Annotated in this window: 10 protein-coding genes; 8 read left to right on the top strand and 2 right to left on the bottom strand. The window is 60.7% G+C overall.

Annotated elements, in window-relative coordinates; genetic code table 11:
* Window positions 1–109 precede the first annotated feature (109 nt).
* Window positions 110–919 (bottom strand): tRNA cyclic N6-threonylcarbamoyladenosine(37) synthase TcdA, encoded by an 810-nt coding sequence (gene tcdA / locus DK871_RS22390; RefSeq protein ID WP_003189142.1) that lies wholly within the window; start codon window positions 917–919, stop codon window positions 110–112.
* Between the two features lie 217 nt (window positions 920–1,136).
* Between tcdA and DK871_RS22395 the strand changes: the two genes are divergently transcribed.
* The 4 genes from DK871_RS22395 (at window position 1,137) to DK871_RS22410 (ending at window position 6,345) form a co-directional block, all read left to right on the top strand.
* Window positions 1,137–3,728: a glycosyltransferase gene (locus DK871_RS22395; protein WP_161906665.1), complete on the top strand. Its 2,592-nt coding sequence runs from the start codon at window positions 1,137–1,139 to the stop codon at window positions 3,726–3,728.
* Window positions 3,729–3,951: 223 nt separating this feature from the next.
* The gene (gene dapE, locus DK871_RS22400; protein WP_032893206.1) at window positions 3,952–5,103 is read left to right on the top strand and encodes a succinyl-diaminopimelate desuccinylase; all 1,152 of its coding nucleotides are present in this window, start codon (window positions 3,952–3,954) and stop codon (window positions 5,101–5,103) included.
* Window positions 5,103–5,912 carry a putative RNA methyltransferase gene (locus DK871_RS22405; protein ID WP_161906666.1) on the top strand — a complete coding sequence of 270 codons (810 nt, stop codon included), beginning with the start codon at window positions 5,103–5,105 and terminating at the stop codon, window positions 5,910–5,912. The genes dapE and DK871_RS22405 overlap by 1 nt, the downstream gene beginning before the upstream one ends.
* A 55-nt stretch (window positions 5,913–5,967) precedes the next feature.
* On the top strand, window positions 5,968–6,345 hold the full coding sequence (locus DK871_RS22410) for a hypothetical protein (RefSeq protein ID WP_161906667.1): 378 nt from the start codon (window positions 5,968–5,970) through the stop codon (window positions 6,343–6,345).
* Between the two features lie 70 nt (window positions 6,346–6,415).
* On the opposite strand, the gene DK871_RS22415 is transcribed toward DK871_RS22410, so the two are convergent.
* Window positions 6,416–6,625, bottom strand: a complete 210-nt coding sequence (locus tag DK871_RS22415; protein WP_003189131.1) for a cold-shock protein — start codon at window positions 6,623–6,625, stop codon at window positions 6,416–6,418.
* Between the two features lie 180 nt (window positions 6,626–6,805).
* Between DK871_RS22415 and plsB the strand changes: the two genes are divergently transcribed.
* Genes plsB through DK871_RS22435 form a run of 4 tightly spaced genes read left to right on the top strand, consistent with a single transcriptional unit; the run spans window position 6,806 to window position 10,803 of the window.
* Window positions 6,806–9,325 (top strand): glycerol-3-phosphate 1-O-acyltransferase PlsB, encoded by a 2,520-nt coding sequence (gene plsB, locus DK871_RS22420; protein ID WP_161906668.1) that lies wholly within the window; start codon window positions 6,806–6,808, stop codon window positions 9,323–9,325.
* Window positions 9,326–9,376: 51 nt separating this feature from the next.
* A complete protein-coding gene (locus DK871_RS22425) occupies window positions 9,377–9,778 on the top strand; it encodes a YbaY family lipoprotein (RefSeq protein WP_014717218.1) in 402 nt (133 codons plus the stop codon).
* Between the two features lie 27 nt (window positions 9,779–9,805).
* A complete protein-coding gene (locus DK871_RS22430) occupies window positions 9,806–10,495 on the top strand; it encodes a DUF4197 domain-containing protein (RefSeq protein ID WP_003189124.1) in 690 nt (229 codons plus the stop codon).
* A gap of 53 nt (window positions 10,496–10,548) precedes the next feature.
* The gene (locus DK871_RS22435) at window positions 10,549–10,803 is read left to right on the top strand and encodes a hypothetical protein (protein ID WP_161906669.1); all 255 of its coding nucleotides are present in this window, start codon (window positions 10,549–10,551) and stop codon (window positions 10,801–10,803) included.
* The last annotated feature ends 46 nt before the right edge of the window (window positions 10,804–10,849 follow it).

The following is a 10,849-nucleotide window of genomic DNA, read 5'->3' on the forward strand; positions in this document are numbered from 1 at the left end:
AGTAGCCGTTACCGCAGGAATGGATATGTACACGGTCCAACTGTGTTGACTGCCAGGCCGCCTTCGCGAGCAAGCCCCCACAGTTTGGATCTCTGTAGGGTAGTGAGATCTAGGTGGGCTTGATGCGCTCTGAGGGACGACGCACTCCCGCCACAATCTTATCCACCGCCTTGGTCGCCGCCACCATGCCGAACGTGGCCGTGACCATCATCACCGCGCCAAACCCTCCCGCGCAGTCCAGCTTCACGCCATCGCCGACAAAACTCTTCTGCAAACAGATGCTGCCATCAGGCTTGGGATAGCGCAGCTGCTCGGTGGAAAACACGCACGGCACGCTGTAATGGCGGGTGACGGTACGCGAGAAGCCATAATCGCGGCGCAAGGTAGAGCGCACTTTCGAGGCCAGCGGGTCATTGAAGGTGCGGTTCAGGTCGCACACCTGGATCAGCGTGGGGTCAATCTGCCCGCCGGCGCCGCCGGTAGTGATGATCTGGATTTTGCGGCGCTTGCACCAGGCAATCAGCGCCGCCTTGGCGTTGACCGCGTCGATGCAGTCGATCACGCAGTCGATAGTCGGGGTGATGTACTCAGCCATGGTGTCGCGGGTGACGAAGTCTGCCACGGCATGCACGGTGCAATCGGGGTTAATACCGCGCAGGCGTTCGGCCATCACTTCGACCTTGGGCTTGCCCACGGTGCTGTCCAAGGCATGCAACTGGCGGTTGCTGTTGCTGACGCAGACATCGTCCAGGTCAAACAGTGAAATCTCGCCCACCCCACAACGGGCAATCGCTTCCGCCGCCCAGGAACCTACGCCGCCGACGCCGACAATCGCCACATGGGCGGCTTTCAAGCGCTCCAGGCCCTCAAGGCCGTACAAGCGGGCGACGCCTGCAAACCGCGGATCTTCTGTACTCATCATCATTACCCCAAAAACCGGCGCGCATTATAGGGCCACGCAGCGGCAAGTTTTAAGCTACAAGTTACAAGTGAAGAACTTAGATGGAGTTTCGCAGACTAACGTCCGGCTTTTCTCTGTCTGCTGTACGCTCAGGGAAGGGCCGGTGTAGGATGCGCGCCGTTCGGCGTAGGCCGACACCTCTTTCGTTCCGCACCCTTTGGAACCCGACATAACCATGGCATCGCGTAAATTTGGACTCAACCTGGTGGTGGTGCTGGCAATTGCCGCGCTGTTCACCGGTTTCTGGGCGCTGATCAACCGCCCGGTCACCGCTCCCAACTGGCCCGATCAGATCTCCGGTTTTTCCTACTCGCCGTTCCAGCAGGGCCAGTACCCGCAGAAAGGCCAGTACCCTACCGACGAACAGATGCGTCAGGACCTTGCGATCATGAGCAAGCTGACGGACAACATCCGTACCTACTCGGTGGACGGCCCCCTGGGGGATATTCCCAAGCTGGCCGAAGAGTTCGGCCTGCGCGTGACCCTGGGGATCTGGATCAGCCCGGACCTGGAACGTAACGAGCGTGAAATCCAGCGCGCTATCGAGATCGCCAACACCTCGCGCAGTGTCGTACGCGTAGTGGTGGGTAACGAAGCGTTGTTTCGGGAAGAAATCACCCCCGAAGCCCTGATCGTGCTGCTCGACCGCGTGCGCGCCGCCGTGAAAGTGCCGGTGACCACCTCCGAGCAATGGCACATCTGGGAAAAGAACCCGCAACTGGCCAAGCACGTCGACCTGATCGCCGCGCACATCCTGCCGTTCTGGGAATACATCCCGATGGACAAGGCCGGCCAGTACGTCCTCGACCGCGCCAAGGACCTGAAGAAAGCCTTCCCGAAAAAACCACTGCTGCTGTCGGAAGTGGGCTGGCCCAGCAACGGCCGTATGCGCGGTGGCAATGAATCGTCGCCGGCAGACCAGGCGATTTACCTGCGTACCCTGGTGAATAAGCTTAACCGTCAAGGTTACAACTACTTTGTAATCGAAGCCTTCGACCAACCGTGGAAGGTCAGCGACGAAGGGTCGGCGGGCGCGTATTGGGGCGTGTTCAACGCCGCGCGCCAGCAGAAATTCAACTTTGATGGCCCGGTGGTGGCGATTCCGCAATGGCGGGTACTGGCCATCGGTTCGGTGGTGCTTGCGCTGCTGTCCCTGACCCTGTTGATGATCGATGGCTCAGCCCTGCGCCAGCGGGGCCGTACCTTTCTGACCTTTATTGCGTTTCTGTGCGGGTCGGTACTGGTGTGGATCGGCTACGACTACAGCCAGCAATACAGCACCTGGTTCAGCGTGAGCGTTGGCGTGTTGCTTGCGCTCGGCGCCCTGGGCGTGTTCATTGTGTTGCTGACCGAAGCCCACGAGCTGGCGGAAGCAGTGTGGACCCACAAGCGCCGGCGTGAATTCCTGCCCGTGGAAGGCGACTCGGACTACCGCCCTAAAGTATCGATCCACGTGCCGTGCTACAACGAGCCACCGGAAATGGTCAAGCAGACCCTCGATGCCCTGGCCGCCCTCGACTATCCGGACTACGAAGTCCTGATCATCGACAACAACACCAAGGACCCGGCGGTGTGGGAGCCGGTGCGCGACTACTGCGAAACCCTGGGCCCGCGCTTCAAGTTCTTCCACGTCGCGCCCCTGGCCGGTTTCAAGGGCGGCGCGCTGAACTACCTGATCCCGCACACCGCCAAGGATGCCGAAGTGATCGCAGTGATCGACTCGGACTACTGCGTATCGCCGAACTGGCTCAAGCACATGGTGCCGCACTTCGCCGACCCGAAAATCGCCGTGGTGCAGTCGCCCCAGGATTACCGCGACCAAAACGAAAGCACCTTCAAGAAGCTCTGCTACGCCGAATACAAGGGCTTCTTCCATATCGGCATGGTCACCCGTAACGACCGTGACGCGATCATCCAGCACGGCACCATGACCATGACCCGCCGCTCGGTGCTTGAAGAGCTGGGCTGGGCCGACTGGTGCATCTGTGAAGACGCCGAGCTGGGCCTGCGCGTGTTCGAAAAAGGCTTGTCGGCGGCGTACTACCACGACAGCTACGGCAAGGGTTTGATGCCGGATACCTTTATCGACTTCAAGAAACAGCGTTTCCGTTGGGCCTATGGCGCGATCCAGATCATCAAGCGTCACACCGCCAGCCTGATACGTGGCAAAGACACCGAGTTGACCCGTGGCCAGCGCTACCACTTCCTCGCCGGCTGGTTGCCGTGGGTGGCCGATGGCATGAACATCTTCTTTACCGTCGGTGCGCTGTTGTGGTCGGCGGCAATGATCATCGTGCCAACCCGGGTCGACCCGCCGTTGCTGATTTTCGCGATCCCGCCGTTGGCGTTGTTTGTGTTCAAAGTCGGCAAGATCATCTTCCTCTACCGTCGTGCGGTAGGCGTGAACTTGAAAGACGCGTTCTGCGCGGCGCTGGCCGGGTTGGCGTTGTCCCACACCATCGCCAAGGCGGTGTTGTACGGCTTCTTCACCAGCAGCATTCCGTTCTTTCGTACACCGAAAAACGCGGATAACCACGGCTTCTGGGTGGCGATTTCCGAAGCCCGCGAAGAAATGTTCATCATGCTGCTGCTGTGGGGCGCGGCGCTGGGGATCTACCTGGTGCAAGGCCTGCCAAGCAACGACATTCGCTTCTGGGTGGTGATGTTGCTGGTGCAGTCGCTGCCCTATGTGGCGGCGCTGATCATGGCGTTCTTGTCGTCTCTGCCCAAACCTTCGGCGGCGCCCGAGGCGGCACCGGCGGCGTAAAAAGTGACGCAATGCACTAAACGGCGGCCCTTGGCCGCCGTTTTGCTATAAGATAACGGCCCTTTTGCGGGCCTTACACCCATCACTGTAGGAGCGAGCTTGCTCGCGAAAATCGTTAACGATGACGTGGGCATCCTGAATGCACGCGGTGCCTTTGAGTTTTTCGCGAGCGAGCTCGCTCCTACAGTTAGAACGTCGCCGCCTCGATTTCCGGAGTTCTCCCATGACGGCCCATGCCGACCTTTCGCCGACCCTTCAACTTGCCATCGACCTGATCCGTCGCCCGTCGGTCACGCCGATCGATGCCGATTGCCAGAAGCTGATGATGCAGCGCCTGGGCGACGCCGGTTTTGCGCTTGAACCGATGCGCATTGAAGACGTGGATAACTTCTGGGCCACCCACGGCAAGCACGAAGGCCCGGTGCTGTGCTTTGCCGGTCATACCGATGTGGTGCCGACTGGCCCGGTACAGGCCTGGCAGAACGACCCGTTCGATGCGTTGATCGATGACAACGGCATGCTCTGTGGGCGTGGCGCGGCGGACATGAAAGGCAGCCTGGCGGCGATGCTGGTGGCAGCGGAACGTTTCGTCAGCGACTACCCGGACCACAAGGGTTCGGTCGCCTTCCTGATCACCAGCGACGAAGAAGGCCCGGCGCACCATGGCACCAAGGCCGTGATCGAACGCCTGGCCGCACGCAAGGAACGCCTGGACTGGTGCATCGTCGGCGAACCGTCGAGCACCAGCCTGGTGGGCGACGTAGTCAAGAACGGCCGCCGTGGCTCCCTCGGCGCCACCTTGACCGTACGCGGTGTACAGGGCCACGTGGCTTACCCGCACCTGGCGAAGAACCCGATCCACCTGGCCGCACCGGCCCTGGCCGAACTCGCCGCCGAACATTGGGATGACGGCAACACCTTCTTCCCGCCGACCAGCTTTCAGATTTCCAACCTCAACTCCGGTACCGGCGCCACCAACGTGATCCCGGGTGACCTGACGGCGGTGTTCAACTTCCGTTTTTCCACCGAATCCACCGTCGAGGGCCTGCAGCAACGGGTCGCAGCCATTCTCGACAAGCATGGCCTGGACTGGCATGTGGAGTGGGCGCTGTCGGGCCTGCCGTTCCTTACCGAGCCGGGCGCTCTGCTGGATGCGGTATCGGCCAGCATCCTGGCGATCACCGGGCGTGAAACCAAGGCGTCCACCAGCGGCGGCACCTCCGATGGGCGCTTCATTGCGACGCTGGGCACCCAGGTGGTCGAACTGGGCCCGGTCAACGCGACGATCCACCAGGTCAACGAACGCATCCTGGCCAGCGACCTCGACGTGCTGACCGAAATCTACTACCAGACCCTGATCAAGTTGCTCGCCTGATGCTCGCCTGCCCCATTTGCAGCGCACCGCTCAATACCGTGGACAACGGCGTGGCGTGCCCGGCCGGGCACCGCTTCGACCGCGCACGCCAGGGTTACCTGAACCTGTTGCCGGTACAGCACAAGAACAGCCGCGACCCGGGCGACAACCTGGCCATGGTCGAGGCGCGCCGCGACTTCCTCAACGCCGGGCACTATGCGCCCGTGGCCAAGCGCCTGGCCGAACTGGCCGCCGAGCGCGCACCACAGCGCTGGGTGGACATTGGCTGTGGCGAGGGTTACTACACCGCGCAAATCGCCCAGGCCCTGCCCGATGCCGATGGCTACGCGCTCGATATCTCCAAAGAGGCGGTCAAGCGCGCGTGCAAACGCAACCCGGCGCTGACCTGGTTGATCGCCAGCATGGCCCGCGTGCCATTGGCCGACGCCAGCTGTCAGTTCCTCGCCAGCGTGTTCAGCCCGTTGGACTGGCAAGAGGCCAAGCGCCTGCTCAGCCACGGTGGCGGCTTGATGAAAGTCGGCCCCACCCGCGGCCACTTGATGGAACTGCGCGAGCGCTTGTACGACGAAGTGCGCGAATACACCGACGACAAACACCTGGCCTTGGTGCCGGATGGCATGAGCCTTGCGCACAGTGAAACCCTGGAGTTCACTCTGAACCTGGCTGAGCCTGCAGACCGCGCCAACCTGCTGGCCATGACGCCTCATGGCTGGCGAGCCAGTGCCGAGCGCCGCGCCGAAGTGATCGAGGCGGCTGAGCCGCTGCAGGTCACGGTGTCGATGCGCTACGATTATTTCGTGCTTCAATAGCTGACTTTACAAATATCCGCGAATGGATTTTCGAATCCCGCAACGAGGAACATCCATGCGCCAACCCGATATCGAGATTTACCTGAAAGACGCCGACGTCGATCACAAGGCCATCGCCGCCTGGCTGGGCGCCGCCCTGGGCCCTTGCTCCGACTGGGTCCAGAAAGGCCAGACCTACAAGTGCAAGGCCGGCAACGTGCCGGTTACCTGGCTGCCCAAGGCGGTCGGCAAATGGAACAGCCTGTACCTGGAAAGCAACCAGACCCCGTGGGACGACGACATCGCCTGCGCCCGCGCCGCGTTTGCCGCGCTGAATGTCGAAGTGCGCTGCGCACCGGGCACCTGGGTTGAAGAAGAGGGAGAAGAAAGCGCTGATCGCTGGATTCGCATCAGCGCAGAGGGTGAAGAAGAGATCACCTGGAAAACAGTTTAAAAGCAGCTACAAGCTACAAGCTACAAGTCAAAGCGCTTGCAGCTTGTAGCTTGAGACTTGCCGCTCGGCCTTACAGGCCCACCACATCCTCCGCCTGCAAGCCCTTCTCGCCGGTCACCACGGCGTACTCCACCTGCTGGCCCTCAGCCAACGAGCGGTGGCCTTCACCGCGTATGGCGCGGTAGTGCACAAACACATCCTTGCCATCTTCACGCTGGATAAAGCCGTAGCCCTTTGCATCGTTGAACCACTTCACATTGCCGGTTTCGCGCGTTGTCATCTGTTCACTCCCACTGGTTTTTTATTGTTGAGTCGCTCGCATTGAACTGCCGAGTATAAGACAGGCTCAAAAACCATCAACTCAACTTTACATCGCTGCTTTTTTGCCGATTTTCGGCGAATACGGCACACTACCCGCCCGAGCGCCTGCTCGGTTTTTTCCACTTGAAGCAGCTCGCCTATGACCCGCTCCCCGTTCCGCCGTCTGGTGTTTGGCACCTTGCGCCGACTGTTGTACCTCTGGGTTCGCTCAGAGACGATCAACCAGTCGTCCCTCACCCTTAACCTGGACCGCAGCCGGCCGGTTTTCTACGTCCTGCAATCACCTTCCCTCACCGAGTTGGCGGTAGTCGATGCCGAGTGCACCAAGGCAGGCTTGCCTCGCCCGGTGCTGCCGGTATCGGTGGGGCCGCTGATGGAGCCTGCGGCGTTCTTCTACCTCACGCCGGATCCGGATTGGCTCGGGCGCCAGGACAAGCGCGGTGCGCCGCCCACCTTGACGCGCCTGGTCAATACCCTCACCGAACATGCCGAAGAGAATGCACAAATCATTCCGGTCAGCGTGTTCTGGGGCCAATCCCCCGAAAGCGAGTCCAGCCCGTGGAAGCTGTTGTTCGCCGACAGCTGGGCAGTCACCGGGCGTCTACGCCGGTTGTTGAGCATCCTGATCCTGGGGCGCAAGACCCGCGTGCAATTCTCCGCGCCTATCAACCTGCGTGAATTGATCGAGCACAATAAAGGCCACGAACGCACCGTACGCATGGCCCAGCGCATCCTGCGTGTGCATTTTCGTAACCTGAAGACGGCGGTGATCGGTCCCGACCTGTCCCACCGGCGTAATCTGGTGAAGGGCCTGGTCAATATGCCGCTGGTGCGCCAAGCCATCCTGGATGAGGCCGAACGCGAAAAGATCGCCCCGGAAAAAGCCAAGGCCCTGGCCCTGCGCTATGGCAACGAAATTGCCTCGGACTACACCTACACCGCGATCCGCTTCCTGGAAGTGGTATTGAGCTGGTTCTGGAACAAGATCTACGACGGCATCAAGGTCAATAACATCGAAGGCGTGCAAAAGGTGGCCCAGGGCTGCGAGGTGATCTACGTGCCTTGCCACCGCAGCCATATCGACTACCTGCTGCTGTCCTACCTGCTGTTCAAGAACGGCCTGACCCCGCCGCACATCGCCGCCGGCATCAACCTCAACATGCCGGTGATCGGCAGCCTGCTGCGCCGTGGCGGTGCGTTTTTCATGCGCCGTACCTTCAAGGGCAACCCGTTGTACACCTCGGTGTTCAACGAATACCTGCACACCCTGTTTACCAAGGGTTTCCCGGTGGAGTACTTCGTCGAAGGCGGACGCTCGCGCACCGGGCGCATGCTGCAACCAAAAACCGGGATGCTGGCGATTACCCTGCGCAGTTTCCTGCGTTCCTCGCGCATGCCCATCGTGTTCGTGCCGGTGTATATCGGCTATGAGCGCGTGCTCGAAGGCCGCACTTACCTGGGCGAACTGCGTGGCGCGAGCAAGAAGAAAGAGTCGATCTTCGATATCTTCAAAGTGGTCGGCGCGCTCAAGCAACGCTTTGGCCAAGTGGCAGTCAACTTCGGCGAGCCGATCAAGCTGGCAGAGTTCCTCGACGCCGAACAACCGGACTGGCGCGCCCAGGAACTGGGGCCGAACTACAAACCAGCCTGGCTCAACGAGACCACCAATCGCCTCGGCGAACAGGTGGCGCGCCACTTGAACGAAGCCGCTGCGGTGAACCCGGTGAATCTGGTGGCGCTGGCACTGCTGTCCACCACCCGCCTGGCCCTGGACGAACAGGCCATGGCCCGGCAGTTGGACCTGTACCTGGCGCTGTTGCGCCGCGTGCCGTACTCGCCCCACACCACTCTGCCGGAAGGCGATGGCCTGGCGCTGATCAAGCACGTCAAGGACATGAACCTGTTGTCGGAGCAGAGCGATGCCCTGGGTAAAATCGTTTATCTGGATGAGCAGAATGCTGTCCTGATGACCTATTACCGCAACAACGTGCTGCACATCTTCGCCCTGCCGGCCTTGCTGGCGAGCTTCTTCCAGAGCAGTTCGCGCATGACCCGCGAACAGATCCTGCGCTACACCCACGCGCTCTACCCGTACCTGCAATCGGAGCTGTTTATCCGTTGGTCGCTGGAGGAACTGGACAACGTGGTCGACCAATGGCTGGACGCGTTCGTTGAACAAGGCCTGCTGCGCTTCGAAAACGCCGTGTACCTGCGCCCGGCGCCGAGTTCGCGGCACTTTGTGCTACTGACGCTGCTGTCCAAGAGCATCGCCCAGACTCTGCAACGCTTCTACATGGCGATCTCGTTGCTGCTCAACAGCGGCCAGAACAGCATCAGCGCCGAGGAGCTGGAAGACCTGTGCACGATCATGGCCCAGCGCCTGTCGATCCTGCACGGCCTCAATGCCCCGGAATTCTTCGACAAGAGTCTTTTCCGACATTTTATTCAGACGTTGCTGGAGCAAGATGTGCTGCGCCGCGATGAAGCCGGCAAGCTGGGCTATCACGACCTGCTCGGCGAACTGGCCGAAGGCGCGGCCAAACGTGTGTTGCCGGCGGATATTCGCCTGTCGATCCGCCAGGTCGCCCTGCACCGCGTGGATGGTGCAGCCGAGGCCGCCGCCGAACCGGTTGCCGCCGACCCTGAACAAAACCGCTAGATTGAATGAGGCGCCGGGCGGATTCCGGCGCCGTTGACAAGGAGCCGCACCGTGAAAAAACTCATCCTCCTGGGCCTGACCGCCCTGCTCGGAGCCTGCCACTCGATGACTCCAACCCCTAAGGCCAGCCTGGACGGCGAAGTGTTCTACCTGCAACGCATCGCCCTGCCGCCAGCCGCCACCTTGAGTGTCAGCCTGCAGGACGTGTCGCTGATGGACGCGCCGGCCGTGACCCTCGCCGAACAGAAAGGCCCGGTCAAAGGCCAGGTGCCGCTGCCGTTTCACCTGAGCTACGACCCGGCCCAAGTCAAACCGGGCCACACCTATTCGGTCAGCGCTCGCATCGAGCTGGACGGCAAGCTACTGTTTATCACCACCGAGCGGCACACTGTGCAACTCAATGGCCAGGACCCACAACCGCTGCGCCTGCGGGTAGATGCGGCCGCACACTGATCATTCCCACTTCATAAGGAAGCGCCCATGCTCCGCAAATCTCTTCGCCTCACCGCCCTGTGTGCTGGCTTGCTGTTCGGCGCCAATGCCATGGCCCTGGACCTTGGCAGCCTGTCCCAGGGCGACGCCAGCGGCGGCCTCAAGGATGCCTTGACCCAAGGTGCACAGATTGCAGTGAAACAACTCGGAACGCCCGGTGGTTTCAGCAACAACCCGGACGTGAAGATCGGCCTGCCGGGCAAACTCGGTAAGGTCGCCGACAAGCTGAAAATGTTCGGCATGGGTGACCAGGTCACGCAGTTGGAAACCAGCATGAACAAGGCGGCAGAAACCGCGGTGACCCAGGCCCAGCCAATTTTGGTCAACGCCGTGAAGAACATGAGCGTGACCGACGCCAAGGGCATTCTCAGCGGTGGTCAGGACTCTGCCACCCAGTACCTGAACAAAAGCAGCCGTGAAGAGATTCGCGCCAAGTTCTTGCCCATCGTCAAGGCAGCCACCGATAAGGTCGGGGTAGCCCAGCAGTACAACGCCCTGGCCGGCAAGGCCGCAGCTTTTGGCGCGGTGGATGCCAAGAGCGCCAACGTTGAGAACTACGTGACCGAGCAAGCGCTGGATGGCTTGTTCAAGATGATTGCGCAGCAGGAAGAAACCATTCGCAAGAATCCGGCGGCGGCAGCCACCAGCTTGGCCAAGAAGGTGTTTGGGGCGCTTTAAGCCCCTCGACTGAACGTACGCGGCAAACACTCTGCGGATGCAGAGTGTTTGCAATGCCTGAATATCAAAAATCAGCTCATTCAACGGCCGATTTGCGTATTGGTATTGGCGTTGCTATTGGCGTTGGCGTTGTTAATCGTAATATTACTGGTCGGCTGGGGAAAATCGTATTTGAACGATTTGAGCGCGTCGGAAAGCTCACGCCGACTAACGGAGTCATTCTGGGAATGTTTGGCGCAAGCGCCGCCCATCTGACCGCCGCCCAGCATCATGCCGATCCCAGAGTAAAAGTTACCCAATGCTTGTAGGAGCATATCTATTTCGCCTCTATGAACGTTCTGGAAACGTTATCCA

Origin of the sequence: Pseudomonas sp. L13 (assembly GCF_009935965.1) — a bacterium.
In the GTDB taxonomy this organism is placed as follows: Bacteria; Pseudomonadota; Gammaproteobacteria; order Pseudomonadales; family Pseudomonadaceae; genus Aquipseudomonas; species Aquipseudomonas lactis.

Excerpts from the sequence above, each read along its gene's own strand:
- DK871_RS22435 (WP_161906669.1), top strand. The coding sequence starts at position 10,549 with ATGCCTGAATATCAAAAATCAGCTCATTCAACGGCCGATTTGCGTATT.
- DK871_RS22395 (WP_161906665.1), top strand. The coding sequence starts at position 1,137 with ATGGCATCGCGTAAATTTGGACTCAACCTGGTGGTGGTGCTGGCAATT.
- DK871_RS22410 (WP_161906667.1), top strand. The coding sequence starts at position 5,968 with ATGCGCCAACCCGATATCGAGATTTACCTGAAAGACGCCGACGTCGAT.
- dapE (WP_032893206.1), top strand. The coding sequence starts at position 3,952 with ATGACGGCCCATGCCGACCTTTCGCCGACCCTTCAACTTGCCATCGAC.
- tcdA (WP_003189142.1), bottom strand. The coding sequence starts at position 919 with ATGAGTACAGAAGATCCGCGGTTTGCAGGCGTCGCCCGCTTGTACGGC.
- DK871_RS22405 (WP_161906666.1), top strand. The coding sequence starts at position 5,103 with ATGCTCGCCTGCCCCATTTGCAGCGCACCGCTCAATACCGTGGACAAC.
- DK871_RS22415 (WP_003189131.1), bottom strand. The coding sequence starts at position 6,625 with ATGACAACGCGCGAAACCGGCAATGTGAAGTGGTTCAACGATGCAAAG.
- plsB (WP_161906668.1), top strand. The coding sequence starts at position 6,806 with ATGACCCGCTCCCCGTTCCGCCGTCTGGTGTTTGGCACCTTGCGCCGA.
- DK871_RS22430 (WP_003189124.1), top strand. The coding sequence starts at position 9,806 with ATGCTCCGCAAATCTCTTCGCCTCACCGCCCTGTGTGCTGGCTTGCTG.